The organism is Microbacterium croceum, assembly GCF_023091245.1.
Classification (GTDB): domain Bacteria; phylum Actinomycetota; class Actinomycetes; order Actinomycetales; family Microbacteriaceae; genus Microbacterium; species Microbacterium croceum.
Genome location: NZ_JAHWXN010000002.1, coordinates 354,100 through 377,397 on the forward strand (window position 1 = coordinate 354,100; position 23,298 = coordinate 377,397).

Sequence of the window (23,298 nt, forward strand, 5' to 3'; positions counted from 1 at the left end):
GCCGCAGACCCGACAAGCAAGGAAACTGCCGTGTCCAAGAGCATCGAAGTCAACGACCTGAACGTCTACTACAGCGACTTCCTCGCTGTGGAGGGCGTGTCCCTCAACATCGAACCCCGCAGCGTCACCGCGTTCATCGGCCCGTCCGGATGCGGCAAGTCGACGTTCCTGCGCACATTGAACCGCATGCACGAGGTCATCCCCGGTGCGCGCGTCGAGGGCCAGGTGCTGCTCGACGGCGACGACCTCTACGGCCCCTCCGTCGACCCGGTGACCGTGCGTCGCCAGGTGGGCATGGTGTTCCAGCGCCCGAACCCGTTCCCCACGATGTCGATCCGTGAGAACGTGCTCGCCGGCGTGAAGCTGAACAACAAGCGCATCTCGAAGTCCGACGCCGATGCGCTGGTCGAGAAGTCCCTCCAGGGAGCCAACCTCTGGAACGAGGTCAAGGACCGCCTGGAGAAGCCCGGCTCCGGCCTCTCGGGGGGACAGCAGCAGCGTCTGTGCATCGCCCGCGCGATCGCCGTCTCCCCTGACGTGCTGCTCATGGACGAGCCGTGCTCTGCCCTCGACCCGATCTCGACCTACGCGATCGAGGAGCTGATCGGCGAGCTCAAGACGGAATACACGATCGTCATCGTGACGCACAACATGCAGCAGGCCAGCCGCGTCTCCGACAAGACCGCGTTCTTCAACATCGCCGGGACAGGCAAGCCCGGCAAGCTCATCGAGTACGACGACACGACCTCGATCTTCACCACTCCGTCCGTGCAGGCGACCGAGGACTACGTCTCCGGCCGCTTCGGATGATCACGGGTTCGTGATCCGAAGGGGCTCGGGTGCTGCGGCATCCGGGCCCCTCCTGTGTGTCGGGGTGAAAACCCAGAGCATCCGTCGTACGCACGGTGTGGCACGGCGCAACGCGCCGAAGGTGAGGACGATCGTCTGGTGTTTGTGAGGCATCACTGCTCCTGCACGGCCAGCGGATGCTGCGCGCGATCCACTGAGCATGGCTACGCGGATGAAGTGGTGAGCGGTGGACGCCCATGCTCGATCCATGTCCTTCGTCCGCGCCGCAACCGCCATGCGCGCGATCGGCCGTATGGCCCGTACCTCCGAGCTGCGAGCACGCGGTGTCACCACCGCGGAGTTGGCACGGGCGGTTCGCGCCGGTGAGATCCTGAGGCTACGGCAGGGTGTGTACGCACTTCCCGATACGCCTCCTCCGATGCAGCACGCGGCGTCTCGGGGCGGAACGATCGCCTGCGCAGAAGCCGCCGCCGCGTGGGGCCTCTGGGTGCTCGAACTTCCCTCACGCCATCACGTCTGGATGGGCACCGCCGGAACTCCGCGCTCGTCCTGTGCGGAGTGCGTCGTGCATTGGGATGCCGGACGCGTCGCTGTCGGCCAGCCCGCGCCTGTGGCCAACGCGCTTCTCCAGATGGCGACGTGCTGCGGAGAGGACGCATTCTTCGCAACTCTCGAGTCAGCGCTTCGCCACTCCCTCCTCTCCCCCGCCGGTGTGCGGTGGCTGCAGCGGCATCTGCCCGTCTCGCTCCGTTGGCTCGTGTCGTTCGCCCGCGCGGACGCAGACAGCGGCCTGGAGTCGCTGATCCGGCTTCGTCTCCATCGCATCGGGATCACGGTCCGCTCACAGGTGCCCATCGACGGCGTCGGAGAGGTCGACTTCGTCATCGGCGCCCGACTGATCATCGAGGCGGACGGACGCGCGAATCACGAGCGCGAACGGGAGAGACAGAAGGACCTCCGCCGGGATGCGATCGCTGCGGCCGCGGGCTTCACCACTTTGCGATTCACGTACTCGCTCATCGTCAATGACTGGCCACTCGTGCAGAGCGCCATCGTCAGCATGATCCACCGCAAGGCACACCTCGCAGAGGCCGACCCGGGTCACAAAACGGAGAGGATGCGATCGTGACAAGGCGCGCCCAGGCACGACTCTCCGACTCCGGGACAAAAGGTCTCTGTTTCGGCGCGCCCCGGGCGCGGACTCAGTCGCGGGGTGAGAGCAGGTACGCGTTCAGCTCGGCCGTCAGTGTGTGGTCGACTGCGACATCCACGTCGTCGATCGCGGTGATCGGGGCAGCGAGGCGCACGCTCGAGACCAGCCAGGCGGCATCAGCCCTGGCGAGATCGGATGCCGGGATGCGGTCGTACCCGACCTCGAAGCCGCGATCGGCGAGGTGGTCGTACATGCTGAGCTGCGTGGTGCCGTGCAGGATGCCGCCGTTGGGGGCAGGAGTCACGAACCTATTGCCGAACCGCAGGATGAGCGAGGCCGTCGGCGCCTCCAGCACGAAGCCGTCGCTCGACAGGAAGATCGCGTCATCCGCCCCGCGCCGGTGGGCCTCCCGCAACGCAGCCATATTCACCGCGTACGACAGGGTCTTCGCACCGAGCAGCAGCCAGGGCGCCCGCTCAGCCGCACCCAGGTCGTATCCGCGGTCGAGCGTCACCACGCGGATGCCGTTCTCGCGCACTGCGCGGAAGTCCGCCGCCGGTGCGGCCGTGACCCAGGCAGTGGGGGTCGGGCCGTGCTCCACTCCCCGGCTGAGGATGAGCTTGATGACCGCCTCGCCCTCCCCGCACTGCTCCGCTGCGCTGTCGATGGCCTGGTGCCACTGGTGTGCGTTCGGCACCGGCAGGTCGCAGAGCCGCGCGGAATGCGCCAGACGCTCCAGGTGCGGCACCACCTCCTGCGCGTGTCCGTCGACCACGCCGATGGACTCGAAGACGCCGTCGCCGCGCTGTGTGCTCAACTCCCCCACGCTCAGCGCGGGTGCCGCCGCATCTACCGTGGTGAAGGTGTCGGAGTAGTCGTCGCGGACCTCATCCGCGACCACGGGATCGATCATCAATGCGAAGCGCCGGTTCATGCTCCGAGCCTAGAGGTCGGGAATAGCCACCGTGCGTCCGCGTTACAATGGAGTGGCCGGGCCGCATAACCCCGGGCTCCATTTTTCGCCGCTGCGAGCGGCCTTCCGCCGAGAGGCGTTCTTGCGGCCCGGTCTTTTCACATCCGCCCCGCTTCACGCGGCGCGCGGAGGTCTCAGCTCAGCGTTCCTGAGCGCCACAGCGTGGATGCTGCGGAAAGATCCTGAGCGTAGCTGCTCAGGCGCAGCGCCCTGGTCGTGAGCTCCGTGGCGCGCGCTGGTTCGGTCGACTCGTAGTCGTCGGCGAGGTGGGTGGCTCCGGAGGCCTGGATGCGGCAGAACGCCGCCGCACGCTCGAGCGCCACGGCGAAGTCACCCCGGAACGCGCCGCGGAGGATCGTGTCGATGAGGGCGACGAGTTCGTCCGGGTTGGCCGGCACCGGGGCCCCGGCGATCGCGGCATCGATGGAGGGCAGCTCGACGCGGCCCCGCTCGTACAGCAGCGCCGAGGTCTCGGCATCGGCATGGATGGCCAGCTGCAGCAGATACAGACGCCACAGCGCTCCCGGCAGGGTCCGCGGCGCGGCCTTCGACCACAGCTCCGCGATCTCGTCGATGCCGTGCTCGGAGGCGAACGCCACCAGACGGTCGGCGCTCACGCCGCTCTCGTCCGCGCGTACCCGGGTGAGGAGAGCGGATGCCGTGGCGTGTGCGGCACGCGTCTCCTCGGCAGGGTCGTGCGCGCCGACGATGTTGTCGAAGGCGCTGGACGGACGGCGCACGGGGCGATGGTGCTGCTCGGGCATCGCACCAGGCTACCCGGGATCGCCGACCCTCAGGCCGTGGGGATCACGATGAACGGGTCCGAGGTCGGCTTTCCCGTCGGAGAGCCTCCTTCCTGCTCGACCGTGACCGCGATGATGTCGCCGGCGTGCATATCCCCCGAGAGCGCCGCCGTGGCAGTGTTGCCCTCGACATCGAATACACCGGCCGAGATCGGAGTCTCTCCGCGCACGAACCAGAGTTCGTAGCTCTCGCCCTTGGCCGCGGCGGGAACGCCGTCGGTGACGAGCACAGCGGCACCAGCGGATGCCGACCAGTGCGCGGTCGCCGTTCCACCGTCTTCGAGCGTCACGGTCGCCTGCTGCGCATCAGCTGCGGACTGGATCTGCTCCAATGCGACGACCGCTGCGGGACGGTTGAGATAGCCGCCCAGGGCTGCAGCGCCGAATCCGATACCGACCACGAGCGCGAGGCATGCGGCGAGCGCGAAGATCGTTCTCGTCCACCGACGCGGCGCGGCGGCTCGTGGCTGCGACTCAGCGCTCTGACCGGTCGCCGCTGCTGATGGGGCATCGCTGAAGCCGGATGACTCCGCGGAGTGCGGATCGGAGTCGACATCGCGGTGCTGCGGCGTCGATGCGATCTGAGCGAGCAGTGTGGCCCGCAGGTCCAGCGGTGGGAACTCCGGTGCCGTGACGGCTTCGAGCGCCGCGACAGTCTCGATGTCGTCGTCCACGAGATCGGCCCACTCCGGATGCGCCGCGAGTGCGTCATGGAACAGACGCTGGTCGGCAGGCGACAGCGCATGCAGGGCGGCACCTGCCGCGAGTTCTGCGAAGTCCTGCTCGTTCATGCCGTCACCCCCATAGCTGCGCGGAGTCGGGTGAGCCCGTCTCGCATCCGTGTCTTGATAGTCCCCAGCGGCGCTCCCACGAGCGCCGAGATTTCGTTCTGACTGTAACCGCCGTAGTACGCGAGCACGATCGCCTCACGCTGCACGTCGGGAAGAGTCGAGAGAGCTCCGACGACCTTCTCGCCCTCGATGCCCAGTTCCACCTGCTCGGCGACACTGTCGTGCGCCACGCCGATGTCTCTCAGCCCTGCCCGCACATCACGGTCCGTGCTCGACTGCGACGCACGCACCCGATCCACGGCCCGACGATGTGCGATCGTCATCACCCATGTTCGTCCTTGACCTCTGTTCGGAGCGAAGCGGGAAGCGGATTGCCAGATCTCGAGGAAGACCTCCTGCAGCACCTCTTCACTCTGAGAGCGGTTCACGAGCACGCGCAGGATGAGCCCGAACGCGCGCGCGGAGAGCATGTCGTAGAGCGCTGCGAAGGCAGCCTGATCACCGTCGGCGATGCGCAGCAGCAGCTCGGCCGCAGCATCGCTCGCGGTCCCGTCCTCCGGGACGTCCATTCCGTCGATGACCATCTCTACAAGCATGCCGCATCTCCTCTCCGTTCCCGTGCAGCGCATCACCCGCAGGTGAAGGAGGAAATCAGCATCCGGGGCTCCCCCGCTGACACGTCTTCTCTTCGCGCCCGCGAGGGGAACGGATTGGATGAGTGTCGGATCCCGCGGAATCATGCGGATCTAGAACAAACTCGAAGTTTCTCCCATCCGTTCCCCGAGGGGCTCCGAACACAACTCGACGCCACGGAGAGGCCGTGGCTCAGTTTGAAGGAGCTCGAGATGTTCAGCACCAAGAAGAAGGTCACCGCAGCCCTCACCCTCACGCTGGCGAGCGCATTCGTGCTCTCCGCATGTTCGATGGGCAGCACCACCACGGACGAATCGTCGGCGCCGACGGCCCCCGAGACCTCGGAGTCCACGCCCGACACGATGGACCCGGCTGCCAACCTGGTCGGCCCCGGATGCGCGGCATACGCCGAAGCAGTGCCGGACGGCGCAGGATCGGTTGCCGGCATGGCCGCCGACCCGGTCGCGGTCGCCGCCTCCAACAACCCGCTGCTCAAGACGCTCACCGCAGCGGTCAGCGGTCAGCTCAACCCCGACGTCGACCTCGTCGACACGCTCAACGGCAGCGAGTTCACGGTCTTCGCACCGGTCGACGATGCCTTCGCCAAGATCGACCCCGCCACCATCGACGCGCTCAAGACCGACAGCGCCACGCTGAGCTCGATCCTGACGTACCACGTGGTGCCCGGTCAGATCGCTCCGGACGACATCGTGGGTACCCACGCCACCGTGCAGGGCGCCGACCTCGAGGTCACCGGCAGCGGAGACGAGCTGATGGTCAACGACGCCAACGTCATCTGCGGTGGAGTTCAGACCGCCAACGCGACCGTGTACCTGATCGACACGGTCCTGATGCCGCCGGCCAACTGATTCGGGCTGCCGGGAAGGGACCCCGGCACCTCGACCTCTCGTAGGTGAGGAGGCCCGCGAGAGGGCGAGAAGGGGCGTCGGTGATGCTGTTCACCGGCGCCCCTTCTGTGCGCCCTAGACTAGAGGGCGCGGGCCTCTAGCTCAGTTGGCAGAGCATCGGACTTTTAATCCGCGGGTCGTGGGTTCGAGCCCCACGGGGCCCACCAGACAGGCACTGGGATCGCGTGAGACATCGCGACCCGGTGCCTTTCCCGTTCCCGGCGGAAACCCGTCCGTCATCACGTCGTGTGACATGCTGGCGAGCACCAGCGACACCCGTTCGTGTCGCTATAGTGACGCTTGGCCTCGCGCACCGCACTCGCGCAATCTGCGTGCCACCCCAGCTCCACGCGATTCTCGGGATTCGGCAGACAGTTGTACGAAGTGCTCAGACTGTGCACTTCGTGATCATTCGAGCCCGACTGAGCATTTTTGTTGACAACGTAGTTCGGCATTGAACTCCCCAATCCGACCGCTTCGATGCGGTCAAGACACAGGCTACTAGTGACCACAGACTTTGGAGTGGAAGCTCAGACGGTGCCGCCGCACGGGGCCGACCGGCGTACCTACCAGTTGAGATTCCAGGCAACCACTAGTGAGTTGTGCAAGACATAGTCGGAGATGAACGAGAATCCCCCGCCCGCGGTCCGACGAAAGCTGAAGTTGGTGTGCATCGTTCCTTGGTTCTTCGTGCGAACACCAAGTGCGCCGACCAGAAAGAGTTGCTTCAGCAGTATGCGAAGCTCATCGTTCGAGATAAAGCCGTCCAACTCAGGCTGAAGCGCCTTCACGTTGAAGGTTCTGCTTGACAGAGCGCTGAGCGCATCAATGAGAACCGAGACCTTCTCGGAGCTAGCGCTAGGAAGCACGCGGCTCAGATTGTTGGTGATCTCACGCACGAAGTACGTCTCAGAGTAAAGCCGAACGGCCTCCTTGGCCACCTCCTGTCGCACCTGCCCACTCCCTTTGTGGAGCTGCTGCAGTTCGCGCAGGAGTGCGACAAGGTCGCGAGGTAGCAGTCGAGTGTGCGACAGGAAGTACGAGGGGATATCCACGAACGGCCCAATCCCGATGGGGTTCGCAAGGTACGCCTTTCTTACATCCCCCAATGTCAGGCCGTCGAACGAGCCAGGGATCGAAGCCTTGACCTTCGCGTTGACAAGATTCCAGAGCTCGTTGCCCGCTCCGGCGCCACCTCGGCTCCAGTCAAGCTCAACTGCGTGATCACCTAGCTTCGCTGAGTCAGTGCTCGGCACTTTCGCGAACATGTCGTGACGGATCGCGAGGAGGATGGACGCTTGGGACTGTGCCCGCAGAAGAGTGTTGATCTCATATGCCGCGTCGAGCAGCGCACCTAGTGACTCATTCTGAGTCTCCGACTGGGCGAAGAACGAGTCTAGCCCATCGATCGCGAGCAGATGCCGCGACTCAGTGCGGACCATCTCGATTGCCCGCTTGAGCAGCTCGACAAGCTGGAGAGGCGTAGCCTCGATCTCGCCACTCTCGTTCTCGTAGGTAAAAAATAGAACCGTGAATTTCACAGTGGACTTCGACCAGTCATCGAACCTGGTACGTAGGTCCTCTGGACCTATCAGTCCCGCTTTTACAAGCGATTTGTAGAACCCAGTAACCTCGACCGGATAGCTAGCTCCCTGGTCTCGCATCAGCGACGCGAAGATCCGCAGCAAGAGCAAGAACTCCCAGGCCGCGCGAGTGCTGGTCGGTCCCGGGCTTCCCCCCACTTGCAAGGCCGCAACGTCTGCCACCGGGAAGCTTGCAAGCTCCCACCGATCCAGAAAGCAGTCGTGCCTGCCGCTCCACAGCAAGTTCAGGTGCTCAATCGACGCGGTTTTGCCAGCGCCCTTGGGGCCCACGAGCACCCACCCCTCACCTCTAGCAACCCTGTAGGCGGCTTTCTCGAAGTCGTAGTAACCACTTCGGAGAAGCTCCGGCGAAACGACAGCCTCTTCCTTGGCATCGAGCCTGCCGAAATCGAGGCTTTGCATGGCAGGGTATTTCTTTGCAGTCACGGCTCCAAGTTACAGGTAGCTTATATTGCTTCGCAGCCAATACAGGTCGCGATGTCGCCGTTTAGAGTCGTGCCGCGAAGGCCTCGAACCGGTCGAGATGCCTGGCGTAGTCGGGCGGGTATAGATGCGAATAGATCGTGTCCGTCGTGACGACGCTCGCGTGGCCGAGCCACCGACTGACCTGGTAGGGCGGGAAGCCCGCGCGGGGTTCGTCGAGAAACACACCTCATTGTGACTCATAGTCCGTGAACTCATCGTCAACGCTGGCGGAGCGTTGACGTATGCCCGTCGCAGACCATCGCCGCCACTTCGGCGAGCGTTTGCGAGCGCTGCGCGCAGATCGCGGATGGTCGCAGGAGCATCTGGCACACGAGGCTTCTCTCGACAGAACGTACGTCAGCGGAGTCGAACGCGGAGTCCGAAATGTCAGCCTCGACAACATCCACAAGCTTGCGGCAGCTCTCGGCGTGTCAATCCGAGAGCTGTTCTGAGTCGCAGCATTCGACTATCCCGGCGATAACCCGTCCAACCACGCCTCACCACGGCGAACCACAGCCATACAACGGGCGTCCGAATCACTGATTTCTCTGGTGCACTTCGGGCAACGTCGGTCATCTGAGGTTTCCTGAAGACGCGCCACCCCGACGGACTTTTGATCCGCGGGTCGTGGGTTCGAGCCCCACGGGGCCCACCGCATACCGCACACCGATCGGCGGTCCCCGGAGCGCACTCCGGGTCACGCGTGAGGATCTCGCGCTTTATCACCCTCGTCGCGCACTGGCCACCCCCTTCACGGAGTGCGGCGCTGGCGGGAGAGTCTGCGCATCCACTCTCCCCTCCTGAAAGGACGACGACCATGGCGACTCTCACCGGAAACCGCGTGGCATTCCTGGCGACCGACGGCTTCGAGGACAGCGAGCTGACGAGTCCGTGGGAGGCGGTGACCGCCGCGGGTGCGAGCGCGACGCTGATCGCCCCGGCGGCGGGTAGCATCACGGGCAAGAACGGACACGAGCAGACGGTCGACCTCATCTCCGGCGACACGAGCGCCGACGAGTTCGAGGCGCTCGTACTCCCGGGCGGCGTCGTGAACGCCGACCATCTGCGCCTCGACGAGGCATCCGTCGCCCTGGCGAAGGAGTTCTTCGCGCAGCACAAGCCGGTCGGGGTGATCTGCCACGGCGCCTGGATCCTGATCGAGGCCGGCGTCGTCGATGGGCGCACTCTCACCAGCTACCCGAGCCTGAAGACCGACCTCCGCAACGCCGGTGCCGACTGGGTCGACGAGGAGGTCGTGGTCGATCAGGGCCTCGTCTCCAGCCGCACCCCCGACGATCTACCTGCCTTCAATGCGAAGGTCGTCGAGGAGATCGCCGAGGGCGAGCACACGGGACAGACCGCCTGAGCCTGGACGCGCGACTGGAGCCGTATTCAGCCGCGCGCCCGGTGACGCCGCACCGCCGCGCGGTTGGCGCAGCGAACCGAGCAGAAGCGCTGGCGCCCGTTCCGCGTCACATCGGCCACGACGTTCGTGCACGGTGACGCCTCGCAGCGGCCCAGTCGGCTCATCCCCCGAGTCACCAGGTGCAGGGAGGTGCCGAGGTTGATGATCGCCCGCAGCACGAACGGGAGGGATTGCACGTCGTCGCGGTAGTGCAGGTGCCAACCTTCGCCGTCGTGATTCGTGAGCCTCGGGTACGCGGCCGCTTCGGCGAGCTGTGCGTTGAGCAGCACGGCGCGTGCGTCATGGTCGGGCTCGTCGACGATCGCGAGCCAGTCGTCGATGACCCCACGGATCCGCGCGTGATCATCGGGCGCCGGCGGGAAGGTCATCGTCATCCCCATGTCGAGCGTGCGCTGCTCGATCGCAGCACGGTCCGCGGGCCAGTCGTTGGCGAGGGATGCCGCCAGCAGCACCGCGTACTCACCGTAAGGGTTGAGATGCATAAGGCCATTACATCACGCTGGATGCATGACTTCGTTGCATACTCTCCCGATCCCCCGCGCCTCTTCGCCGACGACACCGCATGAGCACGCCTGGATCGTCGAATCACGCCATCGCACGAGCGAGGGAACTCTGCTCTACGTGCGCTGCGCCGACTGCGGCAGCCGTCGACTGGACGTCCAGGCGCATCCGCAGCAGCCGCCCGCCGCGCTCAGCCGGGAGATCGGCACGCCATCCGTGGCGGGGGCTCCGCACGCCTAAGCGGTCAGTTCGGCGAGTTTGCGCACGGTTCGCAGATTCCTCGCCGTCCCCGCGACCCCGAGCGCCCGGTCGAGGACGGCTGTGGTGAGCTTGGTGGAGTGCACCCCGCCCTCGCCGTAGTTGATCCAGAGATCATCGCCCACGAGCACGATCTCCTCCCCCGGCACGAGCCGCTCGCGCAGTGTGTCGATCGCGCCATCCGCCGGTGGGCCCTCGAGGAACATCGCGTGCAGCAGCTTCTCGACCGGGTCGGCGAAGGGATGGGCAGCGAGCGTGTCCGCCAGGGCCTGATGCCTGCGGAGGATCACCGGGGTGTCGACCCCGAACTCCGCAGCGATCAGCTTCCGAACCCGATCGCAGGCCGCCACCGGGTCGTCAGGATGCGCGCAGATGATGTTCCCACTCGCGATGTAGGTCGACACGTCCTCGACCACCCCATCCGTGGCCAATGCCTCACGCAACTCCGCCATCGGCACACGGTTGCGCCCGCTGACATTCACGGCGCGCAACAGCAGGACACTGCGGCTCACGCCTGTGCGCTCTCGACCAGCTCCGCCCCGGCATGCGCGAGCTCGGCGAGCGCCGCCGCGCTCGACTCCGCGCCGACTCCCGCGATCAGATCTGTGACGATCCGCACGCGCACGCCGTGCGCCACGGCATCCAGGGCGGTCGCCCGCACGCAGTGATCGGTCGCGATGCCCACGACGTCGACATCCAGCACGCCAGACGCCGTCAGCACGGCACCCACCGTCTCGTCCTCGTCGGTGACGCCCTCGAACATCGAGTAGGCGGGCTTTCCCTGCCCCTTGCGCACGTGATGGGTCACCGCACCGGTCTCGAGCAGCGGGTCGTACTCCGCTCCGTCGGTTCCCGCCACGCAGTGCGCAGGCCACGTGTCCACGAAATCCGCGGCATCTGCGAAGTGGCCGCCGTTGTCGCCCTCCGGATCGTGCCAGTCGCGGGAAGCGATGATCACGCGATAGTCGCCGGCATGCGCGGCGAGGAACGCGGTGATCGCGGACGCCACGGCATCGCCGCCGGCAACAGCCAGCGCGCCGCCTTCGGTGAAGTCGTTCTGGACGTCGACGATGAGAAGTGCTCTGCTCATGATTTGAGCGTACGCCGCCGGGACGGGAAAGGCCCCGTGATGTTCTTCGCATCACGGGGCCTGTCGGAGCCGCTTGTCAGAATCGAACTGACGACCTTTTCATTACGAGTGAAATGCTCTGCCGACTGAGCTAAAGCGGCGTGCGACGGGCGAACCGGCGCGATCACCGATATTACCCTGTCTCGGTCCCGCTCGCGAATCGAGGCCGGATCACTCGCAGCGCAGGCCGTCTTCCGGGACCACGTCATCGAGCAGGAACGCCTCCACGGCGTCGTCGACGCAGACGTTGCCCTTGTTGTAGCCGGTGTGCCCTTCGCCGACGCGCGTGATGAGCACGCCTTCCTCGAGCTGGTCCGCGAGCGACTCCGACCACTCGTACGGGGTCGCCGGATCGTTCGTGGTACCCACGACCAGGATCGGCCCTGCGCCCGCGGCGGCGATCTCACCGCGCGTGCCGGTGGGCGGGTAGGGCCACACCTCGCAGGAGTCAGGACCCTCCCAGTACGGGGCGATGGTCGGCGCCCCCTCGGCGATCTTCGCCCTGGTCGCCGCTTCGGCATCGGGGTCGTCCTCGACCGGATAGTCCATGCAGTTGTACGCACGGAACGCCTCGGAGGAATTGTCGGTGTACGTTCCGCCCTCGCGCCGGTTGTAGAAGTCGGCGAGGAGGAACATCGTCGTCGGGTCGCCCTGCAGCGCCTCGTCGAGACCCTGGGTGAGGTAGCTCCAGCTGTCCTGCGAGTAGAGCGCGGCGATGATTCCGGTCATCATCGAGTCCGCGCCCATCAGGCGCCCGTCGCCGTTCTTCAGAGGTGTGCGGTCGGCGCTGGCGAGCAGCGCGCCGAGGTCGGTCATCGCCTGGTCGACGGTGCCGTTGAACGGGCATTCACCGGAATCGAGACAATCCTGCATATACGCCCTCAGCGCGGATTCGAAGCCGAGAGCCTGTGTCGCGCCGACCTCGAGGCCGGGCACGGACGGGTCGATCGCGCCGTCGAGCACCAGGCGGCCGGCCTTCTCCGGGTACAGCTGCGCGTAGGTCGCACCGAGGAACGTGCCGTATGAGTAACCCAGGTAGTTGAGCTGCGTGTCGCCCAGCACCGCGCGGATGAGATCCATGTCGCGTGCGGCGTTGATCGTCGTGATGAACGGCAGGATGCCGTCGCTGTTGGCCTCGCAAGCCTCTGCGAACGCCTTGTGCTTGTCGAGCAGTTCGGCCTCCCACTCGGCCGTCCCCCGTGTTGCGGTCGGAATGCCGTAGAGGTAGTCGTCCATCTCGGCCGCGTCGAAGCAGGTCACCGCGGTGGAGGATCCGACCCCGCGCGGATCGAAGCCGATCACGTCGTAGTTCTCGATCAGATCGGCGCCGACCGCATAGTCGAGGCTGTTGAGGATGAGGTCGACGCCGCTCGCGCCCGGTCCCCCCGGGTTCGTCAACAGTGAACCGATCGCCGTGCCCTCCGCCTGGTGGCGAACCACCGAGAGCGTGATCTCACCCGCGCCCGGATTCTCCCAGTCGAGCGGTGCCGTGACGTCGGTGCAGTCGAACCCGGTGCCGCACGCGGTCCAGGTCAGTGTCTGCGAGTAGTACGGCAACAGATCCGCTGCGACCCCGTCGGTATCAGGGGCGTTGGTGGCCGAAGGCTTCGGGTCCGCTTGCTCGGGGATCATCGCGTACAGACACCCGGAGAGGGCGACGGATGCCGCGGCGAGCCCTGCGATGATCGCTGCGGCGCGGCGGAAGCGGGAAGTCGGTCTGTTGTTCACGGTGTCCTCCCGCTCGCGATGGTCACGAGCAAGCTCTCCAGGGCCAGCAGCGGGGCGACGTTGCGCTCCAGCGACTGCCGCGTGTCGGCAAGGTGGTCAAGTACGACAAGAGTACGGGTCTCGGGCCAGGCCGCCGCCAGGGCACTCAGCTCCGGCAGCAGCTCGCGGTTGATCAGCTCGTCACCCTGCCCGAACTGCAGCATCACGACGTCGCGGTACATCGACTGCAGATCGGTCAGCACGCGATCGATGCCATCGCGCAGGCTGCGCGTCGCACGCTTCTTCTGATCGTCTTCGAGCGCCGAGAGCTGAGAGCGCAGCGCGGGGGGGACCGCCTGCCCTTCGGCGACGCCGACCATGCGCAGCAAGGACGCGCGTTCCTGCGCGTCGCGCTCCGCCGTGAGCGCCTTCGCGTCTTCGGTGGCTGCCTGGATGATGCGACCGGCCACCTCCACGGCGTCTCCGACACCACGGACCCCGATCACGGAGCGCAGCGTCTCATCCCGGCGTCGACGCGCACCCTCGTCCGTGGCGAGGCGCTGGGCCATGCCGATGTGCCGCTGTGCGTGCCGGGCGGCCTGTTCCGCGACGGCCTCATCGACTCCGGTGCGCAGGGTGATCAGCCGAGAGACGTCGGCCACATCGGGTTCGCGCAGCCGCAGCGACCGCACGCGGGAGCGGATGGTGGGCAGCAGATCGGCCTCGCTCGGCGCACATAGGATCCACACCGTGTTCTCCGGCGGCTCCTCGAGAGCCTTCAACAGGACATTCGACGTGCGCTCGACCATGCGGTCGGCGTCTTCCACCACGATCACGCGATAGCGCCCGGCCGAGGGAGCGAAGTAGGAGCGCTCGACGAGGGCGCGGGCCTCGGCGATCGTGATGATCACCTTGTCGGTGCGCAGTGCCGTGACGTCGGGATGCGTGCCGGCGAGCACCTGGCGCATCGCCGCCTCGTCGTCGGGTCGGTCCGCGATGAGCGCAGCGGCGAAGGCGTAGGCGAGGGTCGAACGCCCGGAACCGGGAGGGCCCGTGATCAGCCACGCGTGTGACAGCGCTGCGGGATCGGATGCTGCCGCGCGCAGCGTCTCGACGGCCGCGTCCTGTCCCCAGACATCGCCCCAGGGAAAAGGGAGCGCGACGGTGTGGGGCATGCACTCAGCCTAGACGGGAGCACCGACGCTCGTGGCGCGCGCGGTGTCCTCTGCAGAAGCCCGACTCAGTGCGAGGAGAGCAACTCCGCGACCCTGGCGCGTACGAGTGCCGCGATCTCGTCCGTGGAAGCCGCAGCGTCGAGCACCAGGAACCGCTCGGGTTCTGCGGCCGCGAGCGCGAGATAGGCGTCACGGACGCGTCCGTGGAACTCCGCCTTCTCCGCTTCCAGGCGGTCGAACGGCTTGTCGGCCGAGTCCAGCCGGGCACGAGCGGCCGCTGGGTCCAGGTCGAGGAGCACCGTGAGGTCGGGCAGCGCACCTTCAGCGGCCCACAGCGACAGGTCGCGGATCTCGGTGGCATCGAGCACACGCCCGGCCCCTTGGTACGCGACGGAGGAGTCGAGGTAGCGGTCTTGCAGCACCACCTCACCCCGTGCCAGCGCCGGTCGGACGACCGTGGCGACATGATGTGCTCGGTCGGCCGCATACAGCAGTGCTTCGGCGCGGGGAGCGATGTCGCCGCGGTGGTGCAACACGATGTCGCGGATCAGCTGACCGACCTCGGATCCACCGGGTTCGCGCGTGCGCACGACCGTGCACCCCTCTTCGCTCAGCCAGTCGGCCAACAGGTTCGACTGCGTGGTCTTGCCCGAGCCGTCTCCGCCTTCGAGAGTGATCCACACACCGCGACCTGAGGTCACGAGTCCGCCTTCGCGCCCGCAGCCTCGGCTTCACGCTTGGCCGCGTTGGCCGCACGCGTCGCCGCAGCCTTCTTCGCCGCCGCAGACCGCGCCGCCGACTTCGCCGCATCGGCCGGAGCCTTCGTGGCCGTCGCCTTCTTCGCCGTCGCCTTCTTGGCGGGCGCCTTCTTGGCCGGCGCCTTCTTGGCCGGCGCCTTCTTGGCCGGCGCCTTCTTGGCCGGCGCCTTCTTGGCTGCACCGCGCTTGGGCGCGGGACCCTTGGCGCGCTTGTCGGCGAGCATCTGCACGGCGATCTCGAACGTGATGTCCTCGACCTTCTGCCCGCGCGGGATGGTCACGTTCGTCTCACTGTCGGTGACGTACGCGCCGAAGCGACCGTCACGGATGCGGATCGGCTTGCCACTGACCGGATCGGAGTCGAATTCGGCGAGCGCGCTCGATGCCCGGCGCGCGCCATACTTCGGTTGCGCGTAGATCTCGAGCGCCTGTTCCAGGGTCACGTCGAAGATCTGCGACTCACTCTCGAGCGAACGGGAGTCGGTGCCCTTCTTCAGGTAGGGACCGAAACGGCCGTTCTGCGCAGTGATCTCCTCGCCCGACTCCGGGTCGGTTCCGACGACGCGAGGCAGGCTCAGCAGCTGCAGAGCGGTGTCGAGCTCGAGAGTGTCGACCGACATCGAGCGGAACAGCGACGCAGTGCGAGGCTTGGGAGCCGTCTCCTTCTTCGCGCCGCGCTTCGGCTTGGGCGCCTCGACGACCTCTCCTGTGCTCTCGTCGACTGCGGCGTCTTCGGACACCGGGTCGTTCTCTTGCACGTAGGGGCCGAAGCGGCCGTCCTTCACGACGATGATCTTGCCGTTCTCGGGGTTCTCCCCCAGCACGCGGTCTCCGGCGACCGGAGCATCGATGAGCTCCTGCGCCTTCTCCGCGGTGAGCTCATCGGGCGCGAGGTCCTCGGGGACGTTGACGATGCGCGGTTTGGCCTCGGGGTTCTCGGGATCCGCGACCTCCAGGTACGGCCCGTACTTGCCGAACCGCAGGGTCGCCGTGTCGGTGATCGGCGTCGAGTTGAGAGCGCGCGCGTCGATCTCGCCGAGGTTGTCGACCACCTGGCGCAGACCCACGTGCGAGTCAGAACCGAAGTAGAAGGACTTCAGCCATTCGACGCGGTTCTGCTCGCCGCGGGCGATGGTGTCGAGGTCGTCTTCGAGAGCAGCCGTGAAGTCGTAGTCCACGAGCTCGGCGAAGTGCTCCTCGAGCAGACGCACCACGCTGAACGCGAGCCATGTCGGCACGAGCGCCTGCCCGCGCTTGACCGCGTACCCGCGGTCGAGGATCGTCTCGGGGATCGACGCGAACGTCGACGGTCGTCCGATGCCCTTCTCCTCGAGGACCTTCACGAGCGATGCCTCGGTGTAGCGCGGCTTCGGCGTCGTCCGATGCCCCTTGGCCTCGGCGTCCTTGACGGAGAGCTCGTCACCCACGCTGACGGCAGGGAGCGACTGGTTCTCGGCGGCATCCGCGTCGCCGCGCTTCTCGTCGCGGCCCTCTTCGTAGGCCTCCAGGAAGCCCTTGAACGTGTAGACCGTTCCCGAGGCCGTGAACTCGGCCTTACGACCCGCCGCATCCACGGCGATCGTGACCGTGGTGGTCTCGTACTTCGCATCGGACATCTGGCTGGCGACCGTTCGCTTCCAGATGAGGTCGTAGAGACGCTGCTCATCGCGGTCCAGCTCGGACGCCAGCGACGCGGGAGTGCGGAAGTTGTCGCCCGAAGGGCGGATCGCCTCGTGGGCCTCCTGCGCGTTCTTGCTCTTCGACTTGTACACACGCGGCTTGAGCGGCACGGCACTGTCGCCGTAGAGCGCCACCGCCTGGCTCCGTGCCGCCTGCACCGCCTGGGTGCTCAGCGACGTCGAGTCGGTACGCATATAGGTGATGTAGCCCTTTTCATACAGGCGCTGGGCCACGCCCATGGCCTGCTTCGCCCCCATCGAGAGCTTGCGACCGGCCTCCTGCTGCATCGTGGAGGTGGTGAACGGCGCGTACGGGCTGCGTGTGCCCGGCTTGGCCTCGACCTTGGTGACCGTACCCGCACCGACGGCGTCGATCGCCTGCGCGAGCGCGGTGGCCTGGGTCTCATCGAGGATGACGACGGCCTTCTTGAGCTTTCCGCTGTCGTCGAAGTCCGTGCCGCGGGCGAGCTGTCCGCCGTCGACTCGGACGAGGCGGATCTTGAACGAGGTGCCGGTCGCCGCGGCAGCGGCGTCGACGTCCCAGTACTCGGCGGAGGTGAACGCCATGCGTTCGCGCTCACGGTCGACGATCAGACGGGTCGCAGCGGACTGCACGCGTCCGGCGGAGATACCGGTCTTGACCTTGTACCAGAGGACCGGCGACACGTCCCAGCCGTAGAGACGGTCGAGGATGCGGCGGGTCTCCTGCGCATCGACCAGGTCGTGGTCGAGCTCACGGGTGTTGCCGACGGCCGCCTGGATCGCGTCCTTGGTGATCTCATGGAAGACCATGCGCTTGACCGGGACCTTCGGCTTCAGGGTCTCGAGCAGGTGCCAGGCGATCGCCTCGCCTTCGCGGTCCTCATCAGTGGCGAGCAGGAGCTCGTCGGCGGTCTTGAGCGCACGCTTGAGCTCGGCGACGGTCTTCGTCTTGCGGTCGGACACGACGTAGTACGGGTCGAAGCCGTTGTCGATGTCGATCGAGTACTTCCCGTACGCCTGCTTATCGGCAGCCGGGATGTCCTTCTTGTCGGCGAGGTCGCGGATATGGCCGACCGAGCTGAGCACCTCGTAGCCGTCGCCGAGGTATCCCTGAATAGACCGCATCTTCGTCGGGGACTCGACGATGACGAGCTTCTTGCCTTCAGCCAAGGGTGCGTCCTTTCTTCGAAGCACACCATACACACCACTGTGCGGGTTGTTCACAGTCAGCGCCTGCTTGTTCGCGGGATCGGTGCTTCGCGCCGCCGTCAGTTCCCCTCGGGTGGCCCAGCGCGGGCTCGGGACACGGCAGCGAGTCCAGCGTACGCCGCCTGCACCTCCACGGTCGCCACGAAGCCTGTGATCGCACACCGCGTCACCGTCGCACCGGCCGCCGAAGCGACGCGCGCCGCGACCGCGCACGGCTCTTCTGCAACCGGCACCGCGCCGCTGGCCGCGTCTGCAGCGGCGAGCGCCGCGGCGTCGGCCGCACCGGCTGCACGTTGCGCGGTGACCGCGGCTCCCCCGACGACGGCGAGGCCGAGGGTGAGAGCCGCGACCGCCCCGAGCAGACCCGCGGCGACGGCAGACCCCGCCATCAGCCACCCCCGTCGAGCGCGCAGCTCCTGGCCATCAGCGGCAGCCGGATCACCCCTCCGATCTCGGCATCGGCGCTCGTCGTGGCACAGACCAGCTCGTCACCTCGCGACGACGACAGCCCTGCGCCCGGCACCGCGCCGCTGACGATCCGCGCTGCTGCGTCGTCACTCTCACCGCGGCCGAGCATCCGCGCGGCATCGGCCGCCGCATCCTGTAACGCCACCTGCCGTGCCGCCGCCCCGAGAGCTCCGGCACCGAGAGCGAGGGTGAGCACGACGACGGGAAGGGCGACGGCAAGCTCGGCAGCCACGGAACCGCGCTCCGCCTCGTGCCGCAGTGCCGTGGTGGGCCGTTCGCGCCGCGCGCGTTTCATCGGGCAGGTCACGATACGGTGAGGGCCCGGCGAACGAGATCGGTGAGGATCCCCCGCACCTCGTCCGAACGCATGATGACCACCAGCAAGCCGGCGAAGGCCACGGCGGCCATCGTCGTGATGGCGTACTCTGCGGTCGCCGCACCGCTGTCGTCTGCGAACAGCGCAGCAGCACGTCGCCGGTCCAATCTCGGAAGAGCGATCATGGTGTTCCTTCTTTCTCTGAGGATGCGTGCGCATCGGGTGATGGTTCACAAGGGAAGCGGTGTCGAGCCGAGGACGCTGAGCAGCAACGGGGCGACGCCGAGCAGGAGGAAGGCAGGCAGAGTGCACACGCCGAGGGGAAGAAGCAGTCGCGTCGACAGGCGCGCGGCACGCAGCCGGCCCTGCACCCGTGACGCATGGCGCTCCTGCGCGGCGGAGGCGCGGAGCAGTTCTGCAGCCGGGACGCCGGCGGCGCGAGAGAGATCGAGGACCGAGCGAATCCGGCGCTCAGGATCATCCCCGGAGACGGGGCTCGCCGCGACCAGGTGCAGGGCGCGGTCGATCGAGGCACCGCCGGAGACCGCGATGGCCACGAGCTCGGCCCGCATCCCCGGAGTTCCCGGGCGCGGGCGGGCGCGTCTGAGCAGTCGACGGGTCCACAGCCGCGCGACGCCGACCAGACAGAGACCGAGGAGCACGCTCGCCGCCGCCAGCGGATTGCGCACGATGACACCGACCGTATCGAACCCGAGCGCGAATCCCAGCAGGAGACCGGCGAGGGGCATCCACAGCAGCAGTCTCGCCGTCCCCGCGGGTTCGGCGAGGGCGATGCGCACGTCATCAGCGGCGGAGGCCGCATCCCGCAGGGTCTCGGCGATCATGCGCAGCACCTCGGCAAGCGGCGCGCCGACGGTGGTGGCGATCTCCCACGCGGCAGCGAGGTCGACCCACGATCCACCTTCGGCCTCGATCGCCGCGAGCAGCGGCATACCGGCGTCGAGACGCGCGACCACGGCCTGGGCGTGCACGTCGCCGGTGTCGGCGAGGTGCCGCCAGGCGACGAGGGGAACGGCACCAGCCTGCAGGAGGACCGCGAGCGTCTGCACCGACGTCGCCGCATCGACAGCCGTCGCGTCGCTCCGCGGCGCCGAGGACGCCCGCCGGATCCTGGTCACCACGGCCGCACCTCCTCGATGTCCAAGCGGTCGCCCCTCAGCTCGAAGACGCCGGCCTGGGCGATCCGACGCACACCATCGGGCGCCCGCTCGAGGTGCAGCACGATCGTGAACGCGCTGACGACCTGACGCGCGAGCGCGGTGGCATCCATCCCCGCGAGCGCTCCGAGCGCTTCGAGCCGCGCGGGCACGTCGCGAAGACCGCTCGCGTGGAGCGTTCCCGCTCCCCCGTCGTGCCCGGTGTTGAGAGCGCTCAGGAGCTCTCGCACCTCTTCTCCTCTGCATTCGCCCACGACCAGCCGATCCGGGCGCATCCTCAGCGACTCCCGCACGAGCCGGGCGAGGCTGATCTCCCCCGCACCCTCGAGATTCGCCTGTCGCGCCTCGAGCGCCACATGATGCGGATGTCGCGGACGGAGCTCGGCGACGTCCTCGATCGTCACGATGCGTTCGCCGGGTGGCGCTTCCGAGAGCAGGGCGGAGAGCAGCGTCGTCTTGCCCGTGCCCGTCCCACCCGTGATGAGGATGTTCGCTCTGCTCTCGACGAGCCCCCGCAGCCAGCGCTGCTGACGTTCATCGACTGCTCCCCTGGCGGCGAGCGCATCGAGGTCGGCGGCGTGCACGCGCGGGACCCGAATCGACAACGCCGTGCCCGCTGTGGCGATAGGCGCCAGCACCGCGTGCACCCGGATGCCGGAGGCGAGGCGCACGTCGACGCAGGCAGCCTGATCGTCAAGGTGCCTTCCGCCGAGCCCGACGAGGGCCACGGCGAGATCACGCACCTCGCGTTCCGAGGCGCTCCAACCGACGACGGGCTCAGCGCCCCTGCCTCTATCGACGAACAGACCGCGGGCTCCGTTGACGAAGATGTCGGTGACCGCCTCGTCGGCACAGTACGGGGCGAGCGGCCCGAACTCCTCGTCCACTCGCGATGCAGATGCGCACCCGCGCGGATCTGCATCGAATTCGGCGCCCCCGTGTCGGGGCTGGATGACGAAGGAATCGGCCATGCCCCGACGCTAGGAGCCGGGACCTACGCGGCGACGCCGAGATCGCAGGCCCTGTGCACAACTCCTCCCTCCGACCTCCGGTGCAGAAGGGGCATCCCCTCATGCCCCGGGAGGTGGCATGCGGCGGAGACGGAGAAGGGCGGCACCTCACGGGGGGAATGAGATGCCGCCCACGGCGTTCCACGATCGGGGGAATCGGGGCACACCAAGGCCGGAATGAGTATTCGGCTGTCGTCGAGTGTACGCAAGGCGACCGTCCTGACAAAACCCGCGGCACTACCTACTTTCGGCAGTATGCGATGTCGGAGGGCCGGACTAGATTCGCCCTGACTTGATCGTGCCCCCTCACGACCATGCCCTGACGCAAAGGAGCGCCTGCTGATGAGCAGCCAGATCGACCATCTTCTCGACGAGACGCGCAAGTTCCCGCCGTCCGAGGACTTCGTGGCCCAGTCCATCTCCTCACCGGAGCTGTACGAACGTGCCGCCGCCGACCGTGAAGCCTTCTGGGGGGAGCAGTCGCGCGAGCTGCTGCACTGGCACAAGCCGTTCACGCGGGTTCTGGACTGGTCGGCCCCGCCTTTCGCGAAGTGGTTCGACGACGGCGAGCTCAACGTCGCCTACAACTGCCTCGATCGCCACGTGGAGGCCGGCAACGGCGACCGCGTGGCCCTGCACTGGGAGGGCGAACCCGGCGATTCGCGCACGATCACATACGCCGAGCTGACCGACGAGGTCAAGCGCGTCGCAAATGTGCTCACCGACCTCGGCATCGGCCACGGCGATCGCGTCGCGATCTACCTGCCGATGATCCCCGAGGCCATCGCATCGATGCTCGCGGTGGCCCGTCTCGGCGCCATCCACTCGGTCGTGTTCGGAGGGTTCAGCGCCGACAGCCTGCGAGCCCGCATCGATGACGCCGGCGCCAAGGTCGTCATCACGGCCGACGGCGGCTATCGCAAGGGTCGCGTCTCGGCGCTCAAGCCCGCCGTCGACCAGGCGCTCGGCGATCGCGGCGACGGCGAGCAGCAGACCGTCGAGCACGTGCTGGTCGTGCGGCGCGGCGGCAACGAGGTCGATTGGGTGGAGGGTCGCGACGTGTGGTGGCACGACGCCGTTCCCGCCGCGTCCGCCGAGCACGTGGCCGAGGCGTTCCCGTCCGAGAACCCGCTGTACATCCTCTACACATCGGGCACGACAGGAAAGCCGAAGGGCATCCTGCACACGTCCGGCGGGTACCTCACCCAGGCCGCGTACTCGCACAAATATGTGTTCGATCTGCACCCCGAGACCGACGTCTTCTGGTGCACTGCCGACATCGGCTGGGTGACGGGACACTCCTACGTGGCCTACGGCCCCCTCGCGAACGGCGCCACGCAGGTGCTCTATGAAGGCACGCCGGATGCTCCGCACCCCGGTCGCTGGTGGGAGATCATCGAGAAGTACAAGGTCTCTATCTTCTACACCGCGCCGACCGCCATCCGCTCGTTCATGAAGATCGGACGCGCGGTGCCGCAGAAGTTCGACCTGTCCTCGTTGCGCCTGCTCGGATCGGTGGGCGAACCGATCAACCCCGAGGCGTGGATGTGGTACCGCGAGGTGATCGGCGGCAACAAGGCCCCGATCGTCGACACCTGGTGGCAGACAGAGACCGGCGCCATCATGGTCTCCGCCCTCCCCGGCGTGACCTCGACCAAGCCCGGCTCCGCGCAGGTCCCCCTGCCCGGCATCTCGATCGACGTCGTCGACGAGCAGGGTGCCGAGGTGGGCAACGGCAATGGCGGACTCCTCGTGATCACCGAGCCATGGCCGAGCATGCTCCGCGGCATCTGGGGCGACCCCGAGCGCTACAAGGAGACGTACTGGGAGAAGTTCGAGGACCAGGGATATTACTTCGCCGGCGACGGGGCGCGCCTCGATGACGATGGCGACCTCTGGCTGCTCGGACGGGTGGACGACGTCATGAACGTCTCGGGTCACCGCCTGTCGACTGCCGAGATCGAGTCCTCGCTGGTCGCGCACGAGGCCACGGCCGAGGCGGCCGTGGTCGGTGCGGCCGATGAGACCACCGGCCAGGCGGTCGTCGCTTTCGTGATCATCAAGGAGAGCTACCTCGCCGCGCACGATCCTGCGGGCCTCGCCCAGCTGCTCCGACTCTGGGTCGGCGAGCAGATCGGAGCCATCGCTCGTCCGCGCGACGTCTACATCGTCGGCGAGCTGCCCAAGACCCGGTCGGGAAAGATCATGCGTCGCCTGCTGCGCGATGTGGCCGAAGGCCGTGAGGTCGGCGACACCACCACACTCGCCGACACGGCGGTGATGAGCATCATCTCGGCTCAGGTGAAGTAGACCTCAACGGCGAACGGCCTCTTCCGCATCTGGAAGAGGCCGTTCGCCGTTC

Annotated in this window: 24 protein-coding genes and 2 tRNA genes; 8 read left to right on the top strand and 18 right to left on the bottom strand. The window is 67.1% G+C overall.

What is annotated here, in order from left to right:
- Positions 1-30: 30 nt before the first annotated feature.
- Together pstB and KZC51_RS15740 are read left to right on the top strand one after the other, a co-directional pair.
- The gene (pstB, locus tag KZC51_RS15735) at positions 31-810 is read left to right on the top strand and encodes a phosphate ABC transporter ATP-binding protein PstB (protein ID WP_247630968.1); all 780 of its coding nucleotides are present in this window, start codon (positions 31-33) and stop codon (positions 808-810) included.
- A 247-nt stretch (positions 811-1,057) separates the two neighbouring features.
- Entirely contained in the window at positions 1,058-1,939 is an 882-nt protein-coding gene (locus tag KZC51_RS15740; protein ID WP_247630969.1) for a type IV toxin-antitoxin system AbiEi family antitoxin domain-containing protein, read from the top strand.
- A gap of 73 nt (positions 1,940-2,012) precedes the next feature.
- Here the strand turns inward: KZC51_RS15740 and KZC51_RS15745 are convergent, their stop codons facing one another.
- From KZC51_RS15745 to sigK, 4 genes are all read right to left on the bottom strand, one after another.
- Positions 2,013-2,897, bottom strand: a complete 885-nt coding sequence (locus KZC51_RS15745; RefSeq protein ID WP_247630970.1) for an aminodeoxychorismate lyase — start codon at positions 2,895-2,897, stop codon at positions 2,013-2,015.
- Between the two features lie 173 nt (positions 2,898-3,070).
- Positions 3,071-3,700, bottom strand: a complete 630-nt coding sequence (locus KZC51_RS15750) for a DNA-directed RNA polymerase subunit beta (RefSeq protein WP_247630971.1) — start codon at positions 3,698-3,700, stop codon at positions 3,071-3,073.
- Between the two features lie 29 nt (positions 3,701-3,729).
- A complete protein-coding gene (locus KZC51_RS15755; protein WP_247630972.1) occupies positions 3,730-4,530 on the bottom strand; it encodes an anti-sigma factor in 801 nt (266 codons plus the stop codon).
- Positions 4,527-5,126 carry an ECF RNA polymerase sigma factor SigK gene (gene sigK, locus KZC51_RS15760; RefSeq protein ID WP_247630973.1) on the bottom strand — a complete coding sequence of 200 codons (600 nt, stop codon included), beginning with the start codon at positions 5,124-5,126 and terminating at the stop codon, positions 4,527-4,529. Before sigK ends, KZC51_RS15755 begins: the two co-directional genes overlap by 4 nt.
- Before the next feature lie 249 nt (positions 5,127-5,375).
- Between sigK and KZC51_RS15765 the strand changes: the two genes are divergently transcribed.
- Both KZC51_RS15765 and KZC51_RS15770 read left to right on the top strand, forming a co-directional pair.
- Positions 5,376-6,032: a fasciclin domain-containing protein gene (locus KZC51_RS15765; protein ID WP_247630974.1), complete on the top strand. Its 657-nt coding sequence runs from the start codon at positions 5,376-5,378 to the stop codon at positions 6,030-6,032.
- Between the two features lie 130 nt (positions 6,033-6,162).
- Positions 6,163-6,238: transfer RNA gene (locus KZC51_RS15770), tRNA-Lys, on the top strand.
- A gap of 399 nt (positions 6,239-6,637) precedes the next feature.
- Here the strand turns inward: KZC51_RS15770 and KZC51_RS15775 are convergent.
- Positions 6,638-8,101, bottom strand: a complete 1,464-nt coding sequence (locus KZC51_RS15775) for a P-loop ATPase, Sll1717 family (protein WP_247630975.1) — start codon at positions 8,099-8,101, stop codon at positions 6,638-6,640.
- A gap of 281 nt (positions 8,102-8,382) precedes the next feature.
- On the opposite strand from KZC51_RS15775, the gene KZC51_RS15780 reads away from it, so the two are divergent.
- Positions 8,383-8,592 (top strand): helix-turn-helix domain-containing protein, encoded by a 210-nt coding sequence (locus KZC51_RS15780; RefSeq protein WP_247630976.1) that lies wholly within the window; start codon positions 8,383-8,385, stop codon positions 8,590-8,592.
- 365 nt (positions 8,593-8,957) lie between these two features.
- Entirely contained in the window at positions 8,958-9,506 is a 549-nt protein-coding gene (locus tag KZC51_RS15785; RefSeq protein WP_247630977.1) for a type 1 glutamine amidotransferase domain-containing protein, read from the top strand.
- Positions 9,507-9,532: 26 nt separating this feature from the next.
- Here the strand turns inward: KZC51_RS15785 and KZC51_RS15790 are convergent, their stop codons facing one another.
- Positions 9,533-10,048 carry a CGNR zinc finger domain-containing protein gene (locus KZC51_RS15790; RefSeq protein WP_247630978.1) on the bottom strand — a complete coding sequence of 172 codons (516 nt, stop codon included), beginning with the start codon at positions 10,046-10,048 and terminating at the stop codon, positions 9,533-9,535.
- Between the two features lie 25 nt (positions 10,049-10,073).
- Here KZC51_RS15790 and KZC51_RS15795 point away from each other — a divergent pair, with 25 nt between their 5' ends.
- Complete coding sequence (locus KZC51_RS15795; RefSeq protein WP_247630979.1) at positions 10,074-10,307, top strand: hypothetical protein; 234 nt, start codon at positions 10,074-10,076, stop codon at positions 10,305-10,307.
- Here KZC51_RS15795 and KZC51_RS15800 read toward each other — a convergent pair.
- From KZC51_RS15800 to KZC51_RS15855, 12 genes are all read right to left on the bottom strand, one after another.
- On the bottom strand, positions 10,304-10,837 hold the full coding sequence (locus KZC51_RS15800) for a DUF1697 domain-containing protein (protein WP_247630980.1): 534 nt from the start codon (positions 10,835-10,837) through the stop codon (positions 10,304-10,306). The two genes, KZC51_RS15795 and KZC51_RS15800, sit on opposite strands and share 4 nt — an antisense overlap.
- Entirely contained in the window at positions 10,834-11,415 is a 582-nt protein-coding gene (locus KZC51_RS15805; protein ID WP_247630981.1) for an isochorismatase family protein, read from the bottom strand. The genes KZC51_RS15800 and KZC51_RS15805 overlap by 4 nt, the downstream gene beginning before the upstream one ends.
- Before the next feature lie 67 nt (positions 11,416-11,482).
- Positions 11,483-11,555: transfer RNA gene (locus KZC51_RS15810), tRNA-Thr, on the bottom strand.
- A 70-nt stretch (positions 11,556-11,625) separates the two neighbouring features.
- Positions 11,626-13,182, bottom strand: a complete 1,557-nt coding sequence (locus tag KZC51_RS15815; protein ID WP_247630982.1) for an alpha/beta hydrolase — start codon at positions 13,180-13,182, stop codon at positions 11,626-11,628.
- Complete coding sequence (locus KZC51_RS15820) at positions 13,179-14,336, bottom strand: DNA polymerase III subunit delta' (RefSeq protein ID WP_247630983.1); 1,158 nt, start codon at positions 14,334-14,336, stop codon at positions 13,179-13,181. Before KZC51_RS15820 ends, KZC51_RS15815 begins: the two co-directional genes overlap by 4 nt.
- 65 nt (positions 14,337-14,401) lie before the next feature.
- Positions 14,402-15,037 (bottom strand): dTMP kinase, encoded by a 636-nt coding sequence (gene tmk, locus KZC51_RS15825; RefSeq protein ID WP_247630984.1) that lies wholly within the window; start codon positions 15,035-15,037, stop codon positions 14,402-14,404.
- Positions 15,034-17,925 carry a type I DNA topoisomerase gene (topA, locus tag KZC51_RS15830; protein WP_247630985.1) on the bottom strand — a complete coding sequence of 964 codons (2,892 nt, stop codon included), beginning with the start codon at positions 17,923-17,925 and terminating at the stop codon, positions 15,034-15,036. The genes tmk and topA overlap by 4 nt, the downstream gene beginning before the upstream one ends.
- A gap of 98 nt (positions 17,926-18,023) precedes the next feature.
- Complete coding sequence (locus KZC51_RS15835; protein ID WP_247630986.1) at positions 18,024-18,353, bottom strand: helicase; 330 nt, start codon at positions 18,351-18,353, stop codon at positions 18,024-18,026.
- Positions 18,353-18,727, bottom strand: coding sequence for a TadE family type IV pilus minor pilin (locus KZC51_RS15840; RefSeq protein ID WP_247630987.1), 375 nt, complete (start codon positions 18,725-18,727; stop codon positions 18,353-18,355). The genes KZC51_RS15835 and KZC51_RS15840 overlap by 1 nt, the downstream gene beginning before the upstream one ends.
- 8 nt (positions 18,728-18,735) lie before the next feature.
- On the bottom strand, positions 18,736-18,933 hold the full coding sequence (locus tag KZC51_RS15845; RefSeq protein ID WP_247630988.1) for a DUF4244 domain-containing protein: 198 nt from the start codon (positions 18,931-18,933) through the stop codon (positions 18,736-18,738).
- A gap of 45 nt (positions 18,934-18,978) precedes the next feature.
- Positions 18,979-19,890, bottom strand: coding sequence for a type II secretion system F family protein (locus tag KZC51_RS15850; protein WP_247630989.1), 912 nt, complete (start codon positions 19,888-19,890; stop codon positions 18,979-18,981).
- Positions 19,884-20,897 (bottom strand): TadA family conjugal transfer-associated ATPase, encoded by a 1,014-nt coding sequence (locus tag KZC51_RS15855; protein WP_247630990.1) that lies wholly within the window; start codon positions 20,895-20,897, stop codon positions 19,884-19,886. Before KZC51_RS15855 ends, KZC51_RS15850 begins: the two co-directional genes overlap by 7 nt.
- 381 nt (positions 20,898-21,278) lie before the next feature.
- Between KZC51_RS15855 and acs the strand changes: the two genes are divergently transcribed.
- The gene (gene acs, locus KZC51_RS15860) at positions 21,279-23,246 is read left to right on the top strand and encodes an acetate--CoA ligase (protein WP_247630991.1); all 1,968 of its coding nucleotides are present in this window, start codon (positions 21,279-21,281) and stop codon (positions 23,244-23,246) included.
- Positions 23,247-23,298: the final 52 nt, after the last annotated feature.

Excerpts from the sequence above, each read along its gene's own strand:
- KZC51_RS15805 (WP_247630981.1), bottom strand. The coding sequence starts at position 11,415 with ATGAGCAGAGCACTTCTCATCGTCGACGTCCAGAACGACTTCACCGAA.
- KZC51_RS15745 (WP_247630970.1), bottom strand. The coding sequence starts at position 2,897 with ATGAACCGGCGCTTCGCATTGATGATCGATCCCGTGGTCGCGGATGAG.
- KZC51_RS15820 (WP_247630983.1), bottom strand. The coding sequence starts at position 14,336 with ATGCCCCACACCGTCGCGCTCCCTTTTCCCTGGGGCGATGTCTGGGGA.
- KZC51_RS15765 (WP_247630974.1), top strand. The coding sequence starts at position 5,376 with ATGTTCAGCACCAAGAAGAAGGTCACCGCAGCCCTCACCCTCACGCTG.
- KZC51_RS15755 (WP_247630972.1), bottom strand. The coding sequence starts at position 4,530 with ATGAACGAGCAGGACTTCGCAGAACTCGCGGCAGGTGCCGCCCTGCAT.
- KZC51_RS15785 (WP_247630977.1), top strand. The coding sequence starts at position 8,958 with ATGGCGACTCTCACCGGAAACCGCGTGGCATTCCTGGCGACCGACGGC.
- KZC51_RS15790 (WP_247630978.1), bottom strand. The coding sequence starts at position 10,048 with ATGCATCTCAACCCTTACGGTGAGTACGCGGTGCTGCTGGCGGCATCC.
- KZC51_RS15740 (WP_247630969.1), top strand. The coding sequence starts at position 1,058 with ATGTCCTTCGTCCGCGCCGCAACCGCCATGCGCGCGATCGGCCGTATG.
- sigK (WP_247630973.1), bottom strand. The coding sequence starts at position 5,126 with ATGCTTGTAGAGATGGTCATCGACGGAATGGACGTCCCGGAGGACGGG.
- acs (WP_247630991.1), top strand. The coding sequence starts at position 21,279 with ATGAGCAGCCAGATCGACCATCTTCTCGACGAGACGCGCAAGTTCCCG.
- KZC51_RS15750 (WP_247630971.1), bottom strand. The coding sequence starts at position 3,700 with ATGCCCGAGCAGCACCATCGCCCCGTGCGCCGTCCGTCCAGCGCCTTC.
- KZC51_RS15855 (WP_247630990.1), bottom strand. The coding sequence starts at position 20,897 with ATGGCCGATTCCTTCGTCATCCAGCCCCGACACGGGGGCGCCGAATTC.
- KZC51_RS15795 (WP_247630979.1), top strand. The coding sequence starts at position 10,074 with ATGACTTCGTTGCATACTCTCCCGATCCCCCGCGCCTCTTCGCCGACG.
- KZC51_RS15845 (WP_247630988.1), bottom strand. The coding sequence starts at position 18,933 with ATGATCGCTCTTCCGAGATTGGACCGGCGACGTGCTGCTGCGCTGTTC.
- KZC51_RS15840 (WP_247630987.1), bottom strand. The coding sequence starts at position 18,727 with ATGAAACGCGCGCGGCGCGAACGGCCCACCACGGCACTGCGGCACGAG.
- KZC51_RS15780 (WP_247630976.1), top strand. The coding sequence starts at position 8,383 with ATGCCCGTCGCAGACCATCGCCGCCACTTCGGCGAGCGTTTGCGAGCG.
- KZC51_RS15835 (WP_247630986.1), bottom strand. The coding sequence starts at position 18,353 with ATGGCGGGGTCTGCCGTCGCCGCGGGTCTGCTCGGGGCGGTCGCGGCT.